Origin of the sequence: Lactobacillus sp. B4015 (assembly GCF_026536055.1) — a bacterium.
Lineage (GTDB): Bacteria > Bacillota > Bacilli > Lactobacillales > Lactobacillaceae > Lactobacillus > Lactobacillus panisapium.
The window spans coordinates 70940-94835 of the sequence record NZ_JAFNOY010000002.1 but is presented as its reverse complement, the minus strand read 5'-3'; the positions used below and the strand labels follow the sequence as shown (position 1 = coordinate 94835).

Annotated in this window: 18 protein-coding genes, 1 riboswitch and 1 other annotated feature; of the genes, 10 read left to right on the top strand and 8 right to left on the bottom strand. The window is 37.7% G+C overall.

Going from position 1 to position 23896, the window contains the following annotated elements:
- Positions 1-582 precede the first annotated feature (582 nt).
- Positions 583-3051 (top strand): BspA family leucine-rich repeat surface protein, encoded by a 2469-nt coding sequence (locus tag J3U71_RS02140; protein WP_267392579.1) that lies wholly within the window; start codon positions 583-585, stop codon positions 3049-3051.
- 729 nt (positions 3052-3780) lie between these two features.
- On the opposite strand, the gene J3U71_RS02135 is transcribed toward J3U71_RS02140, so the two are convergent.
- Complete coding sequence (locus J3U71_RS02135) at positions 3781-5565, bottom strand: FAD-binding protein (RefSeq protein WP_267392580.1); 1785 nt, start codon at positions 5563-5565, stop codon at positions 3781-3783.
- Between the two features lie 114 nt (positions 5566-5679).
- On the opposite strand from J3U71_RS02135, the gene J3U71_RS02130 reads away from it, so the two are divergent.
- On the top strand, positions 5680-6603 hold the full coding sequence (locus tag J3U71_RS02130; RefSeq protein WP_267392581.1) for a LysR family transcriptional regulator: 924 nt from the start codon (positions 5680-5682) through the stop codon (positions 6601-6603).
- A gap of 807 nt (positions 6604-7410) precedes the next feature.
- Here the strand turns inward: J3U71_RS02130 and J3U71_RS02125 are convergent.
- Entirely contained in the window at positions 7411-7887 is a 477-nt protein-coding gene (locus J3U71_RS02125) for a hypothetical protein (RefSeq protein WP_267392582.1), read from the bottom strand.
- A gap of 135 nt (positions 7888-8022) precedes the next feature.
- Positions 8023-8264: a binding site (T-box leader), on the top strand.
- 58 nt (positions 8265-8322) lie between these two features.
- Here J3U71_RS02125 and asnA point away from each other — a divergent pair.
- The 3 genes from asnA (at position 8323) to J3U71_RS02110 (ending at position 11062) form a co-directional block, all read left to right on the top strand.
- Complete coding sequence (gene asnA, locus J3U71_RS02120) at positions 8323-9336, top strand: aspartate--ammonia ligase (RefSeq protein ID WP_267392583.1); 1014 nt, start codon at positions 8323-8325, stop codon at positions 9334-9336.
- A 129-nt stretch (positions 9337-9465) separates the two neighbouring features.
- A complete protein-coding gene (locus tag J3U71_RS02115) occupies positions 9466-10170 on the top strand; it encodes an NAD-dependent protein deacylase (RefSeq protein ID WP_267392584.1) in 705 nt (234 codons plus the stop codon).
- Positions 10171-10282: 112 nt separating this feature from the next.
- Positions 10283-11062, top strand: coding sequence for a TerC family protein (locus J3U71_RS02110; RefSeq protein ID WP_103752767.1), 780 nt, complete (start codon positions 10283-10285; stop codon positions 11060-11062).
- A gap of 107 nt (positions 11063-11169) precedes the next feature.
- On the opposite strand, the gene J3U71_RS02105 is transcribed toward J3U71_RS02110, so the two are convergent.
- A complete protein-coding gene (locus J3U71_RS02105; RefSeq protein ID WP_267392585.1) occupies positions 11170-11544 on the bottom strand; it encodes a DUF488 domain-containing protein in 375 nt (124 codons plus the stop codon).
- Positions 11545-11587: 43 nt separating this feature from the next.
- On the opposite strand from J3U71_RS02105, the gene J3U71_RS02100 reads away from it, so the two are divergent.
- The 4 genes from J3U71_RS02100 to J3U71_RS02085 all read left to right on the top strand — a co-directional run bounded on the left by J3U71_RS02100 (position 11588) and on the right by J3U71_RS02085 (position 15745).
- On the top strand, positions 11588-12220 hold the full coding sequence (locus tag J3U71_RS02100; RefSeq protein ID WP_267392586.1) for a DNA-3-methyladenine glycosylase: 633 nt from the start codon (positions 11588-11590) through the stop codon (positions 12218-12220).
- An 83-nt stretch (positions 12221-12303) separates the two neighbouring features.
- Positions 12304-12480, top strand: a riboswitch (Lysine riboswitch).
- A gap of 111 nt (positions 12481-12591) precedes the next feature.
- On the top strand, positions 12592-14217 hold the full coding sequence (locus J3U71_RS02095; RefSeq protein WP_103752764.1) for an ABC transporter substrate-binding protein/permease: 1626 nt from the start codon (positions 12592-12594) through the stop codon (positions 14215-14217).
- Positions 14217-14966, top strand: a complete 750-nt coding sequence (locus J3U71_RS02090; protein ID WP_267392587.1) for an amino acid ABC transporter ATP-binding protein — start codon at positions 14217-14219, stop codon at positions 14964-14966. Before J3U71_RS02095 ends, J3U71_RS02090 begins: the two co-directional genes overlap by 1 nt.
- Before the next feature lie 377 nt (positions 14967-15343).
- A complete protein-coding gene (locus J3U71_RS02085) occupies positions 15344-15745 on the top strand; it encodes a hypothetical protein (protein WP_267392588.1) in 402 nt (133 codons plus the stop codon).
- 55 nt (positions 15746-15800) lie between these two features.
- On the opposite strand, the gene J3U71_RS02080 is transcribed toward J3U71_RS02085, so the two are convergent.
- Together J3U71_RS02080 and J3U71_RS02075 are read right to left on the bottom strand one after the other, a co-directional pair.
- Positions 15801-17120 (bottom strand): replication-associated recombination protein A, encoded by a 1320-nt coding sequence (locus J3U71_RS02080; RefSeq protein ID WP_267392589.1) that lies wholly within the window; start codon positions 17118-17120, stop codon positions 15801-15803.
- 140 nt (positions 17121-17260) lie between these two features.
- Entirely contained in the window at positions 17261-17944 is a 684-nt protein-coding gene (locus J3U71_RS02075; RefSeq protein ID WP_220268979.1) for a dihydrofolate reductase family protein, read from the bottom strand.
- Positions 17945-18202: 258 nt separating this feature from the next.
- Between J3U71_RS02075 and J3U71_RS02070 the strand changes: the two genes are divergently transcribed.
- The gene (locus tag J3U71_RS02070) at positions 18203-19735 is read left to right on the top strand and encodes an SLAP domain-containing protein (RefSeq protein ID WP_267392590.1); all 1533 of its coding nucleotides are present in this window, start codon (positions 18203-18205) and stop codon (positions 19733-19735) included.
- A 127-nt stretch (positions 19736-19862) separates the two neighbouring features.
- Here J3U71_RS02070 and J3U71_RS02065 read toward each other — a convergent pair whose 3' ends face one another.
- The 3 genes from J3U71_RS02065 to J3U71_RS02055 form a co-directional block, all read right to left on the bottom strand.
- Complete coding sequence (locus J3U71_RS02065) at positions 19863-20831, bottom strand: SLAP domain-containing protein (protein WP_267392591.1); 969 nt, start codon at positions 20829-20831, stop codon at positions 19863-19865.
- Between the two features lie 20 nt (positions 20832-20851).
- Positions 20852-21814, bottom strand: a complete 963-nt coding sequence (locus J3U71_RS02060) for an SLAP domain-containing protein (protein ID WP_267392592.1) — start codon at positions 21812-21814, stop codon at positions 20852-20854.
- Between the two features lie 92 nt (positions 21815-21906).
- Positions 21907-23745, bottom strand: a complete 1839-nt coding sequence (locus J3U71_RS02055; protein ID WP_267392593.1) for a BspA family leucine-rich repeat surface protein — start codon at positions 23743-23745, stop codon at positions 21907-21909.
- Positions 23746-23896: the final 151 nt, after the last annotated feature.

Sequence of the window (23896 nt, the reverse complement as noted above, 5' to 3'; positions counted from 1 at the left end):
TTTAATAATAAATGGCTTAAAAAGTTTATGCAATAGAGAAATCGTTCATCGCAATTGCCCCCAAAGGATGTGATAATGAGATAGCCTACCACGTTCAACTTGAATTCAGGTGAATAGATTTGCTTAACGTATTTAATCTTTAAAGCGGTTATGCCGTGCTCGCGGACTAATTCAATTCTAACTAGACCCTGATAGCCGTGTAATCAATGTCATATTCTTTGCTTAAGTCAATCAAAGAGTTTTGGCGTTTAGATATTTACAAGCAATTTCGATTTTCAAAACAATTGAATATTTAGCCATGAATAAAAGTGCTCATGTCTAACTATTATAGGGCTCTTCATAGATTATCTTAATTAAGTTTCTATAGCTTTTATTTATATAATGATTTAAGTACAAATATTGTTATTTTTTAAATACTATAAATCTTTGTTATCAAGCTTTTATCAATTATTTTAGTTTTTTTTAAGGGCTTTGGTATCTTGATTTGTTATTAATTAAGATATACAATCGATATGTAAGAAACTGTTTACATTATAGAATATAAGTTAACTTAATAAACTAGCTATATAATGGAGAATAATAATGAACAAAAGATTGGATCATAACAAACGGACTGAGGCGTTTTTTCTTAGTAATTTAACAGCAGCTGCACTCGGTTTAACGATACTGAATACTAACGTTGTCAAGGCTGATAGTGGCCAGACAGCTCAAGAAACTGCACAAAAGCTTGACAAAAATCAAACTGAAACTACAAGTACAACTAACTCAATTCAACAGGATATTAATCAAGATACTAGTGTAAATCATGATGAAATATCAAATAGTAAAAATGATAAAAAAGTAGATCAAAATGAAAATGTGGACTCATCGCAGGGTATAAGTGAGGAATCACCCTCTAAGGGCTCTGCTGGTAATGACAAACCAGAAGCCATAACTACTAAGCCCGAAGATAAAATTACTACAAAGTCTCTCGTTAAAAGTAAATGGGGTAACGTCGATGTAGATTACGATACTGATACTAAAACAGTAACTGTACATGGAAGTACTGATAAGGATAATCCGACGATAGTAAATAATCCCGGTCCTTTATGTTCATCTATAAATGCCCAGAATAGCACTAATGCATCAAAGGCTAAAAAAATAATCTTTGATGGTCATTTTAAAATTGTTGGTGAAGCGCGATCAGTTTTTATTAGTTTCAGCAGCTTAACTGATATTGAAGGCTTGGAAAACCTTGATACGTCTGAAGTTACAAATATGTATGCATGGTTTTGTAAATGTAGCAGTCTTACCCACTTAGATCTCTCGTCTCTTAATACTTCTCAAGTAGAAAACATGGCTTCCATGTTTGAAGGCTGTACCAAACTTAGGGATCTCAACATTAGTAAATTTGATACTTCTCAAGTTACAGATATGTCATATATGTTTACTGGATGTAATAGCCTAGAAGAACTAAATTTGAAAAATTTTAATACTTCTAAAGTTAGAGATATGTCATTTATGTTTGCCGAATGCTCTGGCCTTAATAAACTGGATGTTAGCAGCTTCGACACCTCTAACGTTGAAAATATGTCATATATGTTCAATTATTGTGCAAGCTTACCAACTATTGACCTACACAATTTCAATACTTCTAAAGTTACAGATATGACTTCAATGTTTAGCATGTATTATTATCAGTTCAGCGGTACAGGTCAAGTATTTGGTTGGGATACTCAGCTGACATCCCTTGATCTTTCCAGCTTTGATACTAGTAACGTGCGAACTATGGCGCAAATGTTTTTTAAATGTACAAAATTGCAATCCTTAAACATCTCTAGCTTTAATACAGCTCAAGTTCAAAACATGGAAAACATGTTCAATGGCTGTAGAAGACTATCAACCTTGGATTTACGGAATTTTAATACAGCTAATGTTACAAGTATGGAGTCTATGTTCCGTGACACTCGTGATTTAATCAATTTGGATTTGTCGAGTTTCAATACAACTAAAGTAAAAAACATGGGTTCCATGTTTTATCACTACGATCAAGATGGCAAGTTAAAGACTCTTGATATAAGCAATTTTGACATGAGAAATGTCGAAAACTGTGGATTTATGCTATATGGACTAAATGAACTGTTGGTTTTGAAGTTGGGAAATAATGTCAAAGACTTTCCAAAAATGGAGCTTAAAACCCCAGGAATTTGGCTAAATGTTGGTACTGGAACAATACAACAACCTGAGGCAAGAGACAAGTGGTCATCAGAAGAGCTAATGAAAAATTGGAATGGTGAAGAAGAAACGTATGTGCGTGAAGTTACGCTAAAAGTTCATTATCAAGACGAAAACGGAAAGTCACTTGCACCCGATGAAACTATTATTGGTACTTATGACACTTCATATGAAGCTAAAGCTAAAGAAATTCCTGGATATATGTTAATCACAAGACCGAAAAATGCTTCGGGACGCATAGGTGAAAACACAGATGATATTACGTTTGTCTATCAAGAAATTGCTAATAACGGCGGAATACCTATTAAGGTAGGTAACGTGACGGTACATTATGAAGATGAAAACGGTAATCAACTGATCCCTAATGTAATTTTAAGCGGTAACATTGGTGACAACTATCAAACTGAAGCAAAAAGTATTTCCGGCTATACGTTAAAGTCCAAGCCTAATAATGCTACAGGCTTCTTTACTAGCCAAAATCAGAATGTAGTCTATATTTACACTAAGAATACCCAGAATACCCAAAACGATAAGCAACCTGAAAATGATTCAAAAAACAATAGTAATCATTCTAGTGATAATACAAAGTCTAATAGGAGAAAGAATAGCTCACATAAAACTAGTAAAAAAGCAAATGAGGAAAGCAAGCTAATTAATAAACGTAATAAAGTCCGTAGACAGGTGGCTAATAAATCTTCTGTTGCAAAAGAAAAAACCGGAATTTTAGTACAGACGGGTAGAGATGGAAAATCGCAAGTAGGTATTCTTCTCTTAGGTGTTTTAGCAATAGGCCTGAGTCTTTTCGGTGTAAAGATCGAAAGCAAAAATAAAAAATAATTTTTCTGGAATTTCTCTATTTATTTTTGGATCAAAGTTGAATAATATATATGCAACCTATTATCAAAGTAAACCGATAATAGGTTTTTATTTTGATTAAAATTACCTAAGCAATGAAATTATGTTTATTAACAGCAGTCAATATCAGCTGATTATAATACAGAGATTGCATAATGAGTTACCAGTTGCCGATATTTGTAACTTGCCTAACATAATTGCAAAAACGATTCAAGAGAATGAAAGTCACATATAAAACATTCAAACGTAATAGTCTACCAGACTGGCTCAATGCAGCCAAATATGATCAATATAATAGCTGTCTAATCAATTGCAAGATTAAACAGTTTGAGTAAGTACTTAGGCTCCCTTATTTATTTTCCTAATTTGATCTCAAGGATCCTCAACTTAACTATATTGAAAAAAGGACTATGTTCATGGGCTCGTCTGACATTCAAATTCAAGGATTCACTCCTGCCCTACGACCTCAGTTTCAACTTTAAGCATAAAGAAGAAGCAGATAAAAGTATCGTCATACTTCTATCTGCTTCTATTTTCGGATGTTTGGCGAGAAACCGACAAGCAAGACATTGCAAATCTTTTTTATTAAGTTTAGTGAATTAACAAAACAGTTTCCAATTAGTTTATTTTGCTTTTTGTGTTTCAAGTTCAAGGAAAGCTAGTTATCGTTAACTTAATACATTTATTTACTTACACTTTCGATTATCTTAATTAGTGCTTATTCTTTAAGGCTTTAGAAACTGCATCTTGTATTGCATGTGAAGTTCTAGTAGCCCCGGTAACAACATCAACTTGAGTAGAATTTGCTTTAATAATTTCTTGTGGTATAACCTTTAAAGCCTTTTTACCAATATCCTCACTTTCATTTTGCTCTATAATTTCAATATCCTTAATCTTGTTACCATCTGTGGTTACGCAGACTTTTATCTCATCGCCCATACCAGCATGAGAAGTTCCTAGAAACTGATTATTATTGAGAATAATATTCTCCCCATGATTTAATAAATCATTTTGACCATTCATTTCTTGTGAAGCATCAATTTCCTTGTCTTTTTCCGCAGCAATATTCTCTCCAGCAATCTTTCCAAATATTAAACATTCTGCAATGTTGCAAGCAGTTTGGTAATTATTGACGCAAACGCCTCCAAGTTCTCCAGCACCATATAAATGTCTGATTGGTTTATTTTCTCCATCAAGAATTTGGGCTTTACTGTTGCGTTTTGGCCCCCCTTGAGTATTAAGTACAGTATTTATCATTTTAATAGCATAATATGGGCCTTCTCTAAACTTTCTCATGGTTTTAACATCTCTGCCAAATTGATAGTCTCTACCTTGCTCTACAAAATAATTAAAGTCTTTAACTGTTCGCTTCAAATTATCAGCCGGTACATTAATTTGTTTAGCGAGTTCGGTTATGCTATCTGCTTTTACCAAGGTTTCATCATAGCCTTCAAAAGGCTTAGGTAGAGCCATTATCTGTTCATATTGAGCTTGATCAAAAATTAAATGAATATTAGTATGATAATTCGGTACATCCCATCTGCCATGATTATAAACATGACCATGACGATTGGAACCGTTCTCTTTAATATAACGAGTACCATCTTCTGCTACAGTCATAATACTGCCATGAGAAAACTGTGGATTGCCAAATACTAACCTGGCTCTACTGCCTTCCTTAGTATAAAAGGACAGACCTGGTATCAATCCCGCACTTTCATAATTCCACATATGCCAAAGCTGTGCTCCAGCCTCAATAGATAATCTAATACCATCTCCTTTATTATAAAGCGTGCCAAAAGGTGCCAAATATTGACTATTTAAATAGGCTTGGGCCATTTCACGACTATTTTCGTAACCGCCTAAAGTCAGAACAACCCCTTTAGTGGCAGCAACGCTGATATCTTGACCATTGCGTTGAATTATCGCGCCGATTATTGTTCCATCTTCTGTGTCTTTAATTAAATGCTTAGCTCTCGAATTTAACCAAACATCAATTTTATTATTTCTGTTTTGTACCTTTTTACGTAAGATTTTCCATAAAGCACTGTCTGCTATACCTTCATGAACTAAAGAAAAATCAAATGTATTTGCCCCATCAAACTCTGGAAATTCTTCCAACATTTTTTTTAATGGAAAAGCATATTTAGACGTATCCAATTTGTCGTGACGCACACTAACCGGATTAACTCCTAGATACTTTTTTAGGTAGCTTCTCATATTAGCCATGCCTTTAACATAAACAGCCTGTAGTTTTTCATCTTCATCCATTGGTTCAGACAACTGTTTATAATACTTTAACATCTCGTCATAATTATCTGCTGTACCTACTAACTGAATGCAGTAACGCGTATTTCCGCCTTCATGTCCATAAGGTGCAGAATCAACTAATAAAACTTTCGCTCCTTTATCTGCAGCGAATCTAGCAGCAGTTGCACCAGCTCCACCAAAGCCAAGCACAATAACATCATATTTTGCTTTGTATTCATGTTTCATTATTATTTACCTCACGATACATTTATATTAAATCGCTTACATACATATTATCAATGCTATAATCAGAGTTGTTAAATAGTTATTTTAAGAAAGATATATAAGCAAACGGCAATAATGAAACTCGATGAAGAATTAATTTTTAAAATTCTAGAAATTACAAAGAATTGTAAAAGTATTAGTGAAATTGCACATCAATTATATTTAAGCCAGCCATACATTAGCCAGGTCATTAAAAACGCTGAGAAATTTTACAATGTTAAACTAATTAATCGTAAAAGAATTCCTATTTATTTAACCCCTGCCGGTGAACAAGTTAAGGAAGGCTTATCTAAAATAATTAGTGAAAGAAATAAAATTAATACAAATCTTAGACCATTTATTGAATCAGAAGAGAATACTATTCGAATCTCATATACTCCTATTTGGTCAAGACAACAAGGGATTATCTTTAACGAGTTACAAAAGCACTATCCAAATACTAAATTTCTTTTATGCAATGTTTTTACTAGTAACACATCCTATAATTTAATCGTAAATCATACTTCTGATATATTCTGGGGTAGGTACCTCAAAGGCAAAGAAATCACCTCTACTTTTTTATATCGACAGATTGCCTATCTCTTAATACCCAAAAATTCTCCTCTTTTTGAAAGAGGTAAACGAGAGATTGCTTTTAGTAATGAAAAATTTAACCAACTAAATGGAACAAATTTGGTTTCGCTAGAGAGTGATTCCTGGTTTCAACAAGCTGTTAATCATGTATTTTTGGATAACGGAATAAAAACTAAACAGTCTGTTATCATGAATGACTTTATTGGAGCAGCAGAACTAGCCATTCAAGGTTGGGGAATAAACGTGACCCTCGCCAATACTCTTGACTATATAAGCACTAAAGAAGAGTTTAATTATATGAAGCTGCCTTTATCAATGCTTAACCTGGATACGGGATTAAGTATTAGTAATGAAGCATCTAAAAAAGTACAGCAAATAGCAAATAGCCTCGCTCAGATCATCAATGATGTTGGATGGCGAGTTTAAAAAATTAATACAGATACTTTTCGGCTTTGAACTAAGACTTTTTGAAGATATTTCCTTATGTAGCTTAATACGATGTTTTAATTTTAATCTACATCATCAATTTTTAGTTTTTTGATTACGTTAACACCCGGTGTCTAGTAGAAAAGTTGAGTTTAAATTATACGATCAATCAGCTAAGGCTTTAACTTTAAAGAAGTAATTGTGAATAATTTAGATGATTTTGGAATTCTAAAGTCCTAAACATTTTGTCGATCTTAATATGTGCCAATATGATTTCAAAAAGTTAGTATTGACTGATTATAAACATGATGACGCACTTTTACGCAAATTCTGTATCACAATATCGTTCAAATTAAAACAGAAAGCCACACGCACTCCTGCCAATTAGCAATTATTATAACTAATCTTCCCAAGAACGTAATTTTAAGACGATTACAATCGCAATAATCCATAAACTACCTCGGATTATTTACTGCTTGATCGAATTAAATATAAGTGTTCATTTGAGGATCGTTAAACTTCACATGCACTTCTTTAACTTTCAGGTGTATCAGCATCTTCAAAGTTCAAGCCCTGCAGATTGCAGCCCGATGGGGCGGTAATAGTTTCTTCAAAATTTTTACAAAAGTGTTGTTTTGTCCAACATCTTTAAAATCATTATTAAGCACCAGTTACTCGCTTTCTAATTTAAAACACCAATTATAGTATAGCTAGCAGCCTTTTGTGATGCTTTTTCACTTTTATAGGTAATAAAAAGACCAGTCCTGCTTATCAGCTAAAACTAGTCTCTTGCTTGCTAAATTATATTTATAATATATCCTGAATTTCAATCCTAATACTGCGGTGCGCGTAGCTCTTAATCGTCTCCACGATCTGAGCAACCCCCGTTGAAAATTGGAGATAATATTGCCGATTCTTCTGCGTCGTTAAAATACAAATCACAGCTTTCTTTTTCGGATTAGGCACTCTGATTAGTGTTACCAACGCAATTTCTGAATACGGTACAGTTCGACGAAAGTAGCCCGACACAACTGCTTTTTTAGGTGCAAACCCGGTAAAACCGTCAATAATGCTCATCACTAACAGGATTGCTAAAAAAACAGACAGGCCAGGATCACTTTTTTCAATCAGTTGCCAAGCAAAGCCAATCCAAATAAAAATTATCGCCCAAATAATTGATGAGGACCGATAATGTCCCTTTAAGTTGATGTTGGCCTGCCAGTACCAGCTATAGCAAGTATAGCCAAGCAGCAAGGCATCCAAAATAAGATAAAAACTTGCCATAAAATTTCCTCTCAATAAATATTCCTATCTATTATAACAGAACAAGGCTTTTTAGATTGCCAAACCGTTTTTTTATTATTTTATATTAATTTTTACTTGCATTTTAATTAAAATAGTTGTTAAATTACTATTAACTTAAATGCAGTGATGAAGACGAGTAAATAATCTATCTCTTACAAGTGAACCGGTGATAGTGGAAAATCGGCAGACCCTGAATTATCGAAAAACACTTCTAGCAGCACACTGAACTATTAATTAAAGTAGGTGGTGCCGTCTCCAGTACGTTATCAAACTGGTGAAGCATAATTGTGTTTCATGAGTGGCCCAAAGTTTGGGCAATCTAGGTGGTACCGCGGAAAAAGCCTTTCGTCCTTATTTTTATTATTACGGGACAAAGGGCTTTTTCTTTGGCTCAAAAATTTGGAGGTAATTACCATGTCTTTAATTTTGCCAAAAGATTATCAACCAACTTTAACAATTCGTGACACTGAAGCCGCAATTGTCTTTATCAGAGAAAGATTCCAAGAAATTTTGAGTCAAAAGCTAAACTTGCAAAGAATGTCAGCACCGCTTTTTGTCGAAAAAAGCACTGGGTTAAACGACAATTTAAACGGGGTTGAACGTCCAGTCGCCTTTGATGCTAAGGATTTGCCTGAAGATGACACAATTGAAATCGTTCATTCACTTGCTAAATGGAAACGATTGGCCCTGAAAAAATATGGTTTTGGCATGCACGAAGGTTTATATACCAACATGAACGCTATCCGCCGCGACGAAGATCTCGATAATTTCCACTCAATTTACGTTGACCAGTGGGATTGGGAAAAGATTATTGCTAAAAAAGAGCGGACAGAAGATACTCTAAAAGAAACGGTAACTAAGATTTTTGCGGCAATTAAACAAATCGAAGCAGAATGTGCGGCTCGCTACCCTGCTTCAACTTACCGTTTACCCGAAAAGGTGCACTTCGTTACGACCCAAGAACTAGAAGACACGTGGCCAGATTTAAGTCCCGAAGAACGTGAGGATAAAATTGCCCAAAAAGAAAAAGCCGTCTTTATTATGAAAATCGGTGACAAACTAAAACGCAGCGGTGAGCCTCATGATGGCCGGGCCCCTGACTATGATGATTGGCAATTAAACGGTGACTTGATTTTCTGGTATGAACCGCTCGACCAGAAGATCGAAATCTCCTCAATGGGTATTCGTGTCAGTCCTGAAAGTTTGCACGAACAGCTGAAAAAGGCTGACTGCCTAGACCGGGAAAAATTGGCATTTCACAAGATGCTTTTAGATGGCAAGCTTCCTTATACTATCGGCGGCGGTATTGGTCAATCTCGTCTATGCATGCTTTTACTTGCTAAGGCACACATTGGCGAAGTGCAAGCAAGTGTTTGGCCCCAAGAAATGATTGAGCAATGTCAAAAGCATCAGATGCAAATTTTGTAATTATGTTTAAATTCACACGTTAAGTTACTATCGTGTGAATTTTTATTTACTAAATAAACCTGGTTTAAAGTAAAAATCTTGTAGTAAACTATCACATAGTAATAATTTTGAGAAAGGTCGAAACATTTTATGATTGATTCACAGCAACTTACTGAACTCAAGGCAGATATTAACGCGGCCAAGCATATCACTTTTTTGACTGGTGCAGGCGTATCAACTCATTCTGGTATTCCGGATTATCGCTCCAAAAACGGTATCTACGACGGCGTGAGTGAGAGCCCCGAGACAATTTTAAGTGCAGACATGCTCTACAATCGACCTGAATTTTTTTATCGGTTCGTTATGGACAACATGTATTTTCCAGAAGCTAAGCCTAATAAAATCCACCAAAAAATTGCCGAAATCTGTAATCAAAAAGGTGAATTAATTACCCAAAATGTTGATGGCTTAGATAAAAAGGCTGGCAATAAGCACGTAACCGAATTTCACGGTAGCTTATACGAAATTTATTGCACCAAATGCCATAAATCAGTTACTTATGCGGAATATGCCGACTCTTTTCGTCACAAAGAGTGTGGCGGCATTATTCGTCCCGGAATCGTTTTATACGGAGAAGCAATTAATGGTGATCGGTTAGCTCAGGCAGTTAATGCCATGCAGAATTCTGATCTTGTTATTATTTCCGGTACTAGCTTTGTCGTTTATCCATTCGCTCAACTACTAACATACCGCCAAGCAGGCGCAAAAGTTTGGGCAATTAATAAAACCGCTATCCCGGCAAATGATATATCCGCAATTATTGGCGATGCTCTTGATGTTTTTAGCGCCTTATAAGTTTTTAGCTTAACTAGCTTAGGCTCTTGCAATCAGTAAAACAGTTTACTTATGCTAAAATAGCAAAGCAACGTGACTATCACTTGATTAAACTAGAAAAGAGAACTTTTAAATGGCAATTTTAAAATTGTATGCCCCATTCTTTAGCGCTAATAACTGGCTGCATGTTTTAACTAGCGGTAAAGACTGGCTAATTATTTTAACCTTAATTCTCATGGAATGTCTGCTTTCCGTTGATAATGCCGTTGTTTTGGCAGCACAAACTAAGGTTTTGCCAGATAAGAAGCAACAAGAAAAATCATTATTTTACGGCATGTGGGGTGCCTACATTTTCCGTTTCATTGTAATTGGAATTGGTACATACTTAATTAATTTTTGGGAAATTAAATTGGCTGGTAGTCTCTATCTTTTCTACCTCGCCATTAAGTATTTTTATGATCAGCACCATCCACAAAAAGCCGCAGCCGAAGAAAAGGCTGAAGAAGCCAAAATTGCTAGTCATCGCCCAAAAAAAGGCAAACATTTCCTATCCCTATTTTGGCGGACAGTTATTTCAATTGAAGCGATGGATATCGTCTTTTCAATTGATTCGGTTCTAGCAGCCTTAGCCGTTTCCAGTAATCCGGTCGTCGTTTTAATTGGTGGCATGATTGGGATCTTATGCATGCGAGGTGTAGCTGAGATTATCATCAAATTAATGGATATTATCCCAGAATTGCAGCCAATGGCCTATGTTCTTATTGGGATTATTGCTCTAAAACTGCTAGTTTCATTGCCACCTCTGCACTATGAATTACCTAATACCGTCTTTGCAATAATCGTTTTTGGCGTCTTGCTGTTAACAATTGCGTTTCACTTTATCCGGATTAAAAAGCACGGCCGCAAGCTATAAATTTTGCTAAGGGCAAAACTACAAAATTAAAAAGTTAAGCTGCTTTAATGGGCTTAACTTTTTTATTGGTATTTTTAAGTAAAACAAGGCCGCTATTACTTCATTGTCTACTTGTGCAAATTAACTATTTGCCCTTCAACGTATTCTTTTAAAATCACAGCTTGATTATGCAGTGAGTCCTTTGCTCCGTATAAAAATAAAACATCCTGTTCTTGCAGCTTGTTTTCAACAGTTTTAACAAACTCGGCCCCTGCCGGATTTTCCGCCAATTCTACCAGGTACTTTTGCCTAAACTCAGAAAATTTATTATCATCATGATTGAACCATTTACGTAAAGCAGTTGTCGGTCCAATTTCTTTTGCCCAACAATCAAGGTGCAACACACTTTTACTCTTACCTCTTGGCCACAAACGGTCTACCAAAATACGGTAGCCCTCCGGCTGATCTTGAGCATATACACGGACTAGCTTTATTTTTGTCATTACATTCACCTCAATTATTATTAGTGTACTACTTTAGGAAAAAATGAATTACACAACTTATTTTACTAATCAATCAACCGAAACCATCAGTGCTGACTTAATCGGCCGGCCATTAACTTACCGCAGCAATAACCAGGTACTTGGCGGCTATATTGTCGAAACCGAAGCTTATTTGGGTGTTAAAGATCGTGCGGCACATTCATATGGCGGTCATCGCAGTCTGGCAAATGAAGGACTATATGGCCCCGGTGGAACAATCTATATTTATGCTCAGCGACAATATTTCTTTTTTGACGTAGCAACCAGACAAAAAGATGAACCACAGGGAGTTTTAATTAGAGCAATTGAACCCACCTGGGGAATTGAACAAATGTGTTTAAACCGCTCAGGTAAAAGTGGCATTGCATTAACCAGCGGACCAGCAAAAATGATGCAGGCATTTGGTATTCATGATAAAAAATGGGATTTACATTTTCTTAGTGATTCCCCTTTTACTATTGACCTAAACGACCATCACCGCAAAAATGCCCAGAAAATCGCAACTAGCCCACGCATTGGTGTCAACCAGTCGGAACGCGAATGGGCTAACAAAAAATTGCGCTTTTATGTGGCTGGAAATCCATATGTTTCCCGCATGAAAAAGCGTGACTATCGCTCAGATCATGGTTGGAAATGAGATAATGATAAAATAATCTTTAAATGAAAAGATTGACAAGCCTTTGTTTTTAGCCTATTATTTTTCATAAGTTAAATAATTTCCAATGCAATAGAGGTCGCGACCATTACAAAATTATCTGGAGTGAACGAACACAAAGAAAGATAACGTAAGAATTGTCGCCGAAACAAAAAGATTTTCGTTTTGATGTTTTTGTTGGGCTGCAAAGAGAATATCTTGCAGACTGTCCTGATTAATTCCCAGGGAGCGCTATATGATTTGTCTAAAGATGATTAATTATAACCTCGTTGTTTTGAAGAGCAACGAGGTTTTTGTTTACGCTTTTTATTGTATTGGCTTTATTTGAAACAAGATTTTCGGAGGTTTTCAAAATGAAGTCAAGAAATAAGTGGATTACCGTTCTGCTTTCTATGCTGCTTAGTTTTATTATTGGCAGCAACTTCGACTTTTCTCAAGTTGAAGCAAAAAGTAATAGCGGTGAACTCAAAGTAGCTATGGAGGCCAATTACCAACCATACAATTGGACCCAAACTACTAACGCTAATGGTGCTGTTCCGATCGAGGGGTCAAACGAATACGCCAACGGTTACGATGTGAAGATTGCCAAAATTATTGGTAAACAGCTGCACCGCAAAGTCGTAGTTGTCAAAACCGAGTGGGATGGACTGCTGCCAGCTTTAACTAGTGGCAAGGCCGACCTGATTATTGCTGGGATGAGCCCAACGGCTGAACGGGCCAAGGCAATAAATTTTTCCAATGCTTACAGAAACAGCACTTTTGTTGTTATCACCAAGATTAATAGCAAATACGCTAATGCTAAAACATTAAATGATTTTAAGGGTGCGAAATTAACCGCCCAACAAGGTACTTCGCATTATGCTTTGATTAAGCAATTAAAGGGCGCTAAAAGACAGCCAGCAATGCGCGACTTTGCGGCAATGCGCCAAAGTTTAATTTCAGGAACGATTGATGGCTACGTTGCCGAAGATACCGAATCAACTTCCTTTAAGATGGTTGATCCTGACATTAAGGCGATTCCAATTAGTGAAATGGCCGGGTTCAAGGTTTCCAAGGAAGATTCAACGACTGCTATCGGAATTGCTAAGCCAAACAAGCAGCTGCTAAAAGAAGTCAACCACGTTTTAGGTACAATTCCAAATTCCCAGCGAACAAAGTTAATGACGACGGCCATTAAGCAGCAGCCAAAAACTGATGATAAGAAAAAGGGTAAAAACGGAAAGTCCGAGCCGTGGCTAGTTTCAATGTGGAAGCAATACGGCGGCATGATTTTAAACGGGATTGGCATGACCCTGCTCTTAGCCTTAGTCGGCACCATCGCCGGCTTCTTCATCGGCCTGTTTGTCGGTATCATCAGAACTATTCCAACTCCAACCAGCCAGGGTAAGAAATGGCTCTTAAAAATTGTCAATTGGCTCTTAGCCGTTTACATTGAGATCTTCCGGGGCACGCCAATGATGGTACAGGCCGCTGTAATTTACTATGGCATAGCCCAATTCTGGCACATTAATATTGACCGGACAATTGCTGCGTTAGTCATTGTTTCGATTAATACCGGTGCCTATTTAGCCGAAATTATTCGGGGTGGGATTATTTCAACACCCGAAGGTCAGTTTGAAGCAGCTAGTGCTTTGGGAATGACACATAATCAAAGAATGTGGCACATTATTTTGCCACAAGCAATCAAGAACTGTTTGCCATCAATTACTAACGAATTTATCGTCAATATTAAGGATACTTCCGTTTTGAGCATCATTTCTGTTTCTGAATTATTCTTTGTCGGAACAACGGTTGCCAGTCAAACCTTCAAGTTCTTCCCGACTTACTTAACCATTTCCGCAATTTACCTGTTGTTAACGTTCACGACTACCAGAATCTTCAATTTAATTGAAAAGCACCTGCAGGGTAGCAAAAACTACAACTTAATGGCAAACCAGGTTCAAGTAGGAGCAACAAAAGACACGGAGGCTAATAAATAATGACTGAAACAAATGAAACTATTTTAAGCTTAAAGCACATTCAAAAAGCTTTTGGTGAACATCAAGTTCTGCGTGACATCTCTCTTGATATTAATAAAGGCGAAATTGCTACGATTATTGGACCTTCTGGTGGTGGTAAATCGACTACTTTACGGTGTATCAATTTACTAGAAGAACCAACCGCTGGCAAAGTTATTTTTCACGGTGAAAATGTCCTAGAGCCAAACTATAATCGGAACATTTACCGGGCCAAGGTCGGCATGGTCTTTCAACAATTCGATTTATTCGAAAATAAAAATGTCCTGGCTAACTGCATGGTAGGCCAAGAACTTGTTTTGAAGCGTTCAAAAGAAGAGGCTCGCCAAGTTGCCCTCGCAAACCTAAAAAAAGTTGGCATGGAGCAGTACATTAATGCCCGCCCTAGCCAACTTTCAGGCGGTCAGCAACAACGGGTTGCAATTGCACGGGCGATTAGCATGGACCCAGAGATTTTGCTATTTGACGAACCAACTAGTGCACTTGACCCAGAAATGGTCGGCGAAGTTTTGAGCGTTATGCAAAACTTGGCCACTACCGGTTTAACGATGATTATCGTTACCCATGAAATGGCTTTTGCCCGTGATATTTCCGATCAGATTTTCTTTATCAGTGATGGTGTAATTGCTGAACAGGGCAATCCTGACCAATTATTTAACCATCCGCAAAACGAAAAAACCACGAAGTTCTTAAGTAACTTCCAAAATAATTAAAATTAACAATAAAAAAGACCGAGGAACGATTCGTCCTCGGTCTTTTTAAGCTGAGCGACAGCTTAATATCAACAACCAACTAAAACGTATTGCATACCATCGAGAATTTACCAATTTCGACAAATTGAAATAATACTAGTTTTAGTTTATATTGACTCATTTCCAACAATTTCAACTCAAACACAGACACAATTTAGCAAAATCTTCTTCTTTTGCTTGAAGCCGTCGCAACTTTTACTTAAACTAATTGACGCAAATTATGATAAAAGTTAGAATCTAATTAGAAAAGTTTAATCATATTTGACAATGACCGCGGTCATGTCTGCTAGCAAAAGTAGCAGCCCTAGCTTTTGCAGAAATTAAGTTAGAGAAAAACCATGAAAAAGAACAGCTACAAAATTAGCACCTGGATATTAGGAATTTTATTTATCATTACTTTAGGTGTTCTACTCTATGTAACAAGAAAGCCACCTACAGTTTATGGTGGTTTTGCCAATCATGGCGTTCCTACAAGTTCGGTCAATCCTCATGTTGCGATATCTTTAGGAACCAACGGCAAATATCGGCTTTTCAAAAATGGCAGAGAATTTGATAGTGGTACTTATGAAAATTCAAATGATAACGCCTGCGTTTTGAAATCAAATAATAAAACTGACGGCGTGATGGTCTTAAGCAATCAAAAATCATATTTATACTATCCAGCTATTAAGAAAAAGCTGTTAGTCATCAATAAACTCCCTGGTGAAACACCTATCGAGCCACTGAAAATCGGTAAGTAAAAAACCGCTTTGAACACTGTTTCAAGGCGGTTTTAATATGCTGTTAAATATCTACTTAATCATGTTCTTGGTGCCACTTTTTAATCTGCTGCAGACGCTTTTTAAATCGGTCTTCATGCCCTTGCTCAGTTGGCAAATAGTACTCGTGCCTCTCTAAATTAGGCGGCATGGTCTTCATCGTTGTCAGTTTATCTTGGGTCTGATGAGCGTATTCATAGCCCTTACCGTAATCCAAATCCTTCATCAATTTAGTTGGCGCATTGCGAATTTGGAGCGGAACCGGCTCATCAATTGTTTTTTTAACGTCTTTTTCGGCCGCAAGTCGTGCCTTGTAAACAGCGTTGGATTTTGGTGCTAGCGACAAATAAATCACGGCTTCCGTTAAATGAACATCGCACTCTGGCATCCCTAGGAACTGACAGGCTTGAAAAACATTGATTGCCACGTTGAGAGCATTGGTGTCAGCGAGTCCAATATCTTCACTGGCAAAACGCACGAGCCGCCGCGCAATGTAGAGCGGGTCTTCCCCGCCCTCTAGCATGCGCGACAGCCAATAAATTGCGGCGTTAACATCACTGTTACGCATCGACTTATGCAAGGCGGAAATAATGTTGTAGTGTTCTTCCCCATTTTTATCATATAAAACTGACTTCTGCGTAATCAGCTGTTTTAAACTGGCCATCGTCACCCTGATCGTGTCACCATTTTTTACACCATTCAAAACAGCCATTTCCAAGGTGTTGAGCGCAGTCCGCGCATCGCCATTCGCGAACTTAGCAATTGCCTTAATCTCTTGCTCGTCAATGTTAACTTTAACCTTACCAAAACCATTAGGGTTATTAATGGCATTTTTGAGCAATTTAATAATGTCGGTAACTTCAAGTGCCTTTAAAACAAAAACTTTGCAACGTGACAGCAAAGCTGAATTAACTTCAAAGGAAGGATTCTCGGTGGTTGCGCCAATTAAAGTAATACTGCCACGCTCAACATACGGCAGAAAAGCATCCTGCTGCGCCTTGTTAAAGCGGTGAATTTCGTCAATAAAAACCAGCGTCTTCTGTCCCAACTGGCTTTCTTCTTCAGCTTGCTTCATAATTTTGCGAATTTTCGCAATACTGCTATCAACGGCACTAAAACTGTAAAAACCCGCCTGACTTTGCCGTGCAATAATCTCGGCCAGAGTAGTCTTACCCACTCCAGGCGGGCCCCAAAAAATCATGGAGGAAACCTGATCATGATCAATCATTTCCCGCAAAATCTTACCCGGGCCAAGCAATTGCTCTTGACCAACGAATTCAGTTAAATTTTGCGGCCTGACCCGATTCGCTAGTGGCTCACTAGCTGCATTATTTGCAAATAATGATTCTTGTTTCATCGCTCTATCTTCTCTACTAATTGTAACCAGTTACCTTCATTATACATGGCAGTAGTAGTTTTGCTAACAAAAGATCATTACGAATTTTTTACATAAAAAAGCCCGCATAAGATGCAAGCTAATCTTTTACTCAATTATTTTCAGTTATCTTTTTCAAAAAGTAAATGAACACCGCCGTCAGGTAGCTTTTTTACCATGTCGATTTTGAAGCGGTCATCGATGCGCGTGGCTGTTTCAAAAGCCGCCTTAATCTCTTTGTCCCCATTAACATAGGGCGAGATCACAAGCGAAATTTCATCAACGACATGTTGCTCCAAAAAGACGCCATTAATTCTGGCTCCACCACAAACAGCCAGTGTTTCAATGCCAAAATGCTGCTTTAACTTGACCAGTACTTCCGCTAAATTAAAGTTCTCATCACCAGAAATAATGTAGGGAATATTGAGTGACCGTAAAAAAGCAAGATATTCTTTTTTAGCCTGCCGCGTAACCACCTCAATTGCGTGCATGCGGTGTTGATTATACAAGAAATAATTTTGATTCCAGCCACATTTGCCCTTGCGGTCAAACGCAACTGACCAAGTGTCTGACTTAATGTCAGGTAACCAATCCTGATCGTCAATACCTTCAGGACTGTATTTCGTCAAGTCAATTGTGTCTGGTGCAGCATACATTTGGATTGTGCGCCGGCCGTTACCGTCAGCGTTACTTAAAACAAATAATTCATCACTATAATATTGACCGGATTCAGGACTCTCGGTCTTCCCGTCAATTTTGCCATCAATTGTCACATACATGTGAACAACGACTTTTGCTCTTTGCATCTTTTTGCCTCCTTATTTATTCAGAGCTTAGCACTTCAAGTATTCTTTAAGTCAAGCAGATATTTTTGCCGAGTTAGACAGTAAGTTCTCCTGCACTGACCAAGCAGAAGAGACCGAGTGCTACAACAATTCGAAGAGCCCGTCTTTTTTGGTTTTGATGAAAATATTCCTTTTTCTGCACTATCTGTACCGATTGTTATATTTAAAGACACTTAAGTGAGCTATAATAAGCTTATATAGAAATTTTGCGAGGCTAAAATGATGAAATTAATTAAAAAAATTGGCATTGGGCTGACAGCAACTATTATGGTACTCAGCCCACTATTGCCAAATTTAAGCCAAATGCAAACTGTGCTAGCTACTAAGAAAAAAGCTAAGGCCAAGGGTAAAGTCACCCTGCTAAAAAATGATTATGTTTATGACAAGCTGGGCCATAAGATAAAGCTCAAGCAACTGCCTGGCGGAGGTTATAAAGTGCCAGTCAACTTTACGATTGACTCTAAGAAGGGGTTTGTCACAACAGATGCTGACATAAACGATGATGAGATGGCAAACAGCTATTCTTATTACGGCACTAAGAAAATTAACGGGCAAAAATATTACCAGCTTGCTAATCACTATTACCTTAACGAAGCTGCAGTTTTACTGCAAAACAAGCATAACACCAAAAAGAATAAGCTAGTTTTGGGTCACAACTCAATTGTGTACAATCAAAACGGAACCGCTACGGGGAAAAAATTACCTAAAAATGCCATAGTTGCTTACCAGGGCAAGATTAAAGCTGCCAAAAAGGAACCCAAGTATTTCTTTTACGAAGATGATTGGGCCCGGCATCTGCAAATCAAATACTTGCCAACCCGCCAAATCAAGAAGAAGCAATACTATTCTTTAGGTCGGGGACATTACATTAATGCGGCCAATGTCAGCTACATCAACGGTCACGTTGCACGCTATCATGGAACAGCTACCGCAACCGTTTTGCACAAAACCTATACCACATCAGTTAACTATGTTACTTTTAAGCATAATCTGAAGCCAGGACAAAAAATCAAAGTTGATCTAACCGTGATTCCATATGCAGATGACGGCTTTGCCGGCTATCTTTACCGGCTACATGACCATCATCAGGAATACATTGACCAGTCCAGTATTTCATTGGACAAGAACTTGCCAATCGTTAATTATGAGGATCTAATTTACACCTTTGTTCGACCATTATCAGGTGATAGTGTTGAACTTTACGATACTACTGGAGCAGCAATTAACAAAAAAATCCAAAAACCAAAATACGGCGATCTGACCGTTGACGGCCTCATGTATCTCTGGGTGCCGAGTGAAAACAAGGCCGAGCTATTCTATCATTGTCTAAATTACGATGACCAGAGCGTCTTTGATGATCAGCTACCCGCTGCACCGGAGGAACCAGACAGTGATAAACCAACTAAGAAAAAGTTGTTCTACGGCAATAACCTGCTCAAAGCAAGTGACGTTAAGTACATCAGCGGCCTTAAGTTGAAACCAATCAATTCGGCTAAGGAAGCTGAAAACGACCAAAAGGTGGCTTCAGAAGCGGACAAGCAGGAACTGGTGCAACTATTCAATGACGGTAAAAACAAGTATACCAATAGTCCATACAGTGACCTGCTGGTAAACTATGGTTGTGCACTGGTCAATGCTTCCCTTGTCCTGCGCAATAACAAGGCAACGGTTGCACAGGTTAAGGAAGCAGTTTGGTACATTAAGACAACCATTACCCAGTTTAGAACCATGAGCTATCCGCTGGGTGACTAAACGACTGATAAAACAAAGTCTGCTTTTCCCCTTAGGAAAATAAAAAGAATGTTAATCAAAAAGATTTAGCATTCTTTTTTGTTTTTATTGTTGCCACCAAAGCCGCGGTTCAACAGGACAGATTTTATTATTTAGCAACGTTGACAACCCGAACATAACGATTCTTGGCAATACGGTAGTACGTCTTACCCTTAATCCGGTAAACCTTGCCGTTAATTAAGAAAATTCTCCCCTTTTTGAGCAGTTTCTTAAAAGCTCGTTTACCTTTATGGTTATAGCAATATGATGCTTTACGCAATTTTACGTAGTGGAACTTGCTTGGATCAACTGGATCAACTGTGGTTGATTTCTTGGCAGTTGTAGTATTGCTATTGGCTGGCTTACCAGCAGTGGTGCCCGAGTCAGTTAAATGACCGGTTTTCTTATAGTTAGCAACTACTTGGTTAACGTAAGCAGTTGCTTGGTCGACATATTCCTGGGAAGTACCGATAGAGTATACTTTATCTTCTTGTTTGCCGATCAATGCAACTAATTCACGTTCCTTGCTAGTAAGATGATTAAAGTCTACAACAGAATCAAACTCACCCATTGCCTTTTCAAAAGCACTTACATCAGCATGAGTGACATCTGGATTGCCACTATCTACTGGATGAAAATCACTCGATGATAAATCGGTATCATTTATTGCATTATTAACTAATGTTACACTATCAGCTGGATAATCTTGCAGATTCCAGTCTTCAACATCGACATAAGTCTCTGAAATTTTACCACCAGCTTCATCTTGAATGCCTTGCAAGCCTGGAGTACCGCCAATTACAGAAGTTAAGTAAAACACATGACTTGGCAAAGACTTAGGTGGCTGTGATAATGAATATGTATCACGAACAACCTTAGTGCCAGCTCTGTAAATATGACCAGATGGCCCTCGTAAATCGTATTTTAATGTTCCATATTGAATCCACACCTTGGTACCATAAGCATTATTAGCGCTCGCCGTATAAGTATTTTCTTTAATGATCGAAGTTGCACCGACGCCAGTTAAAGCCACGCCACATAAAGCAATGACGATTCTTTTTGCTATTTTTTTATCCATTATTATTTCTCCTAACTTATTTATTTAGCAACGTTGACAACCCGGACATAACGATTCTTGGCAATATGGTAGTACGTCTTACCCTTAATCCGGTACACTTTGCCGTTAATTCTAATAATACTCCTCTTTTTGAGCAGTTTCTTGGAAACACGCTTGCCTTTGTGGTTATAGCAATATGATGCTTTACGCAATTTCACGTAGCGTGACTTGCTTGTATCCACGGCGGTCGGTTTGTTAGTAGTATTGGTGTTGCTATTGCTATCGCCCGGTTTGTCAACAGTACCAGAATCGGTTAAGTGACCAGTTTTCTTGTAGTTAGCTAATAGCCCGCTGATATAATCAGTGACTTTATCAACTTCTGCTTGTGTTACTCCAATTTTCATTGCCTCTTCTGATTGCTTTAAAGCATTAGATGCAATTTCTTTATCTTTTTTACCTAACTTTGATATATTAATGTCAATAATAAAATCGTTAGTTATTGCATTTAATTTATCAGTATTAGCATGAGGTACATCAGGATTACTACTGTCTACAGGATGAAAATCACTTGATTTTAAATCAGTATAGTCCGTAGTATTATTAACAAGCACAGTTGTTGTTGTTGGATAGTCAATCTCTGTCCAGTCACCACTAATGTTGACATATGATTCTGCAATGTAGCCACCACCAGTGTCTTGTATCAGGTTGTTTCCTGGCAGACCACCAATTTGCATAGTTAAATAGAATGGGCCTTTTGGAACAGAAAATGCTGGTTTTTCATTTGTACCAGCTTCACGTACAACTTTGGCACCAGCTCTATAGATACGTCCAGATGGACCTCTTAGGTCATACTTTAAAGTACCATATTGTAGCCATTCTTTAGTACCAGCATCGTTAGCACTTGCAGTGTAAGTATTTTCTTTAATGATTGAAGTTGCACCAACGCCAGTTAAAGCCACGCCACATAAGGCAATGGCGATTCTTTTTGCTATTTTTTTATCCATTATTATTTCTCCTAACTTAATAGTTTTTTAATTAATTTCATCATAATTCAGCTTTGTGATAATAGCTAGCCTCACTATCAATTTGACTAAAACTATTTAATAGTCATTTCTTTTGAAAAATGAGGTTTCTTGCCGTTATACATCACGTAGACTTCCACTGGGCTTTTTTTAGCGGAGTGATTATAAAGCCGTAAAAGCTGCTTTTCGGTATATTTCTTGCCTTTTGGCTTGTTAATCGTCCCCTTGCCAACCGCTTGAATATGCTTAAAGCCGTGGCCGACACCGGAACTCTTGCGCAAACGGTAATGTCCTAATTTCACGGCAAAGCCCTTGGTGTTACCTGCCTTAGCCAAGATTTGACTGTTATGAATATTTAAGTGACTTAAGTCAACGCTAGTGAGCTGGCGGTCATTGTAAAACATTCGCGTTGAAACATACATTTTTGGCAGTTTCCAGCCGCGTAAGTCCGCAGAGACAAGGCTAGGGCAGTCCATAAACATTTGGCTAATTCGTTCAACTTTACGCGTGTCACAGTTATGCAAATCAACCCTTTTCAAACTCGTGGCACCCATAAAGACGGCAAACATTTCGGTTACATTTTTAGTATTAAAGTGGCTTAAATCAAGTTTAACCAGTTTGTGATTGTCACGAAACATCGAATCCATGTACTTGACATTTTGGGTATTCCAGCCCTTCAAATTCACAGTTGTTAAGGAACTATCGTCGCGAAACATGGCTGTCATTCTGGTAGCACTACCCGTATCTAGATGACTTAAATCCAAACTGGTCAGGTTCGGGTTGTGCGCAAACAGATCCTGCATGTTTTCGACATTGTGTGTATCGAGCTTGCTTAGATCGACTTGGTCCAGATGCGCAAACTTGGCGAACATATAAGACATATTCCTGACCTTGCCCGTGTCAAAACTGCTTATGTCCAGGTTGGTCAAATTAGGGCAGTCATAAAACATATATGACATGCTGGTCACGTTACTGGTATTCCAGTTTTGTAAATTAACCTCAGTCAGATTACTGCCTTTAAACAGATTGTCCATCTTAGTTACATTGGCCGTATTAAAATTGTGCAAATCGAGACTATGCAAGTTCTTAGTTTGAGCAAACATGGCTTTCATATCAGTGACTTTACTAGTATTAAAATTAGCCAGATTTAACTGTGCAATGGCGGTGTTAAGGAACATCCCACTCATATCCGTCACTTGGCTAGTATCAAAATTCGACAGATCAAGCTGTTTGAGGTCACTTTCGTCAAACATCCCGCTCATGTCAGTGACCTTGCTGGTATTAAAGCTCGTAAGATCCAGCCTGGGAGCTTTCACAAGAGCAAACATCCGGCTCATGTCGGTAACATTGGCAGTGTTAAAGTGGCTCAAATCAATCGTCGGCAGTTTGGTGTTGTCAAACATCCGACTCATGTTGGTAACCTTGCCAGTCTCAAAATGACTCACATCTGCACTGGTTAAAGAACTATCATTGGCAAACAAAAATGACAGATCAGTTGCTTGACTGGTATCAACTTGATCTAAGCCCTTAATATCTTGTAACTGGCGGAGTTCCGCAAATTTTGAACTTGAATCAGGGGCGAGACTAACTGGTGTTTCAAAGACAATGTGTTCAATAATGTCATACCAGTTAAATTCCTTTTTAAAAGGCGTACTTGACAGCTGACTTGTTTTCACCGGTGCACTAATTGTGAGCGTTCTGGTGACTAGGTCAAATTTCCAATCACAGTCACCGTCTTTACCCGTCCATAAACCAATATCGGCTGAAGAATTAGTTTCATTACTTAGTGACGTGCCAGCTGGCGTATCGGCTTTAGTCGTCGCCGTGAAGCTAATCAGGCACAGCAAACTGAGCAAGAGTGCAGTAACTGCAATTTTGCTTTTTTTCAATTTATTCATGCTATTCGATTTCATAACATAACCTCTTTTCTCATACCTTCATTATAGACCGGCTTGCTGGTTAAATTGGTTAAAAGATAAAATTTACAAGAAGAAAAAAGACCGTTTTTTAAAAATAGCTTTATGTTGAACTCAGATTTATATATATGGTTATTAAAAAGTGTTC

Excerpts from the sequence above, each read along its gene's own strand:
- J3U71_RS02140 (WP_267392579.1), top strand. The coding sequence starts at position 583 with ATGAACAAAAGATTGGATCATAACAAACGGACTGAGGCGTTTTTTCTT.
- J3U71_RS02135 (WP_267392580.1), bottom strand. The coding sequence starts at position 5,565 with ATGAAACATGAATACAAAGCAAAATATGATGTTATTGTGCTTGGCTTT.
- J3U71_RS02130 (WP_267392581.1), top strand. The coding sequence starts at position 5,680 with ATGAAACTCGATGAAGAATTAATTTTTAAAATTCTAGAAATTACAAAG.
- J3U71_RS02125 (WP_267392582.1), bottom strand. The coding sequence starts at position 7,887 with ATGGCAAGTTTTTATCTTATTTTGGATGCCTTGCTGCTTGGCTATACT.
- asnA (WP_267392583.1), top strand. The coding sequence starts at position 8,323 with ATGTCTTTAATTTTGCCAAAAGATTATCAACCAACTTTAACAATTCGT.
- J3U71_RS02115 (WP_267392584.1), top strand. The coding sequence starts at position 9,466 with ATGATTGATTCACAGCAACTTACTGAACTCAAGGCAGATATTAACGCG.
- J3U71_RS02110 (WP_103752767.1), top strand. The coding sequence starts at position 10,283 with ATGGCAATTTTAAAATTGTATGCCCCATTCTTTAGCGCTAATAACTGG.
- J3U71_RS02105 (WP_267392585.1), bottom strand. The coding sequence starts at position 11,544 with ATGACAAAAATAAAGCTAGTCCGTGTATATGCTCAAGATCAGCCGGAG.
- J3U71_RS02100 (WP_267392586.1), top strand. The coding sequence starts at position 11,588 with ATGAATTACACAACTTATTTTACTAATCAATCAACCGAAACCATCAGT.
- J3U71_RS02095 (WP_103752764.1), top strand. The coding sequence starts at position 12,592 with ATGAAGTCAAGAAATAAGTGGATTACCGTTCTGCTTTCTATGCTGCTT.
- J3U71_RS02090 (WP_267392587.1), top strand. The coding sequence starts at position 14,217 with ATGACTGAAACAAATGAAACTATTTTAAGCTTAAAGCACATTCAAAAA.
- J3U71_RS02085 (WP_267392588.1), top strand. The coding sequence starts at position 15,344 with ATGAAAAAGAACAGCTACAAAATTAGCACCTGGATATTAGGAATTTTA.
- J3U71_RS02080 (WP_267392589.1), bottom strand. The coding sequence starts at position 17,120 with ATGAAACAAGAATCATTATTTGCAAATAATGCAGCTAGTGAGCCACTA.
- J3U71_RS02075 (WP_220268979.1), bottom strand. The coding sequence starts at position 17,944 with ATGCAAAGAGCAAAAGTCGTTGTTCACATGTATGTGACAATTGATGGC.
- J3U71_RS02070 (WP_267392590.1), top strand. The coding sequence starts at position 18,203 with ATGATGAAATTAATTAAAAAAATTGGCATTGGGCTGACAGCAACTATT.
- J3U71_RS02065 (WP_267392591.1), bottom strand. The coding sequence starts at position 20,831 with ATGGATAAAAAAATAGCAAAAAGAATCGTCATTGCTTTATGTGGCGTG.
- J3U71_RS02060 (WP_267392592.1), bottom strand. The coding sequence starts at position 21,814 with ATGGATAAAAAAATAGCAAAAAGAATCGCCATTGCCTTATGTGGCGTG.
- J3U71_RS02055 (WP_267392593.1), bottom strand. The coding sequence starts at position 23,745 with ATGAAATCGAATAGCATGAATAAATTGAAAAAAAGCAAAATTGCAGTT.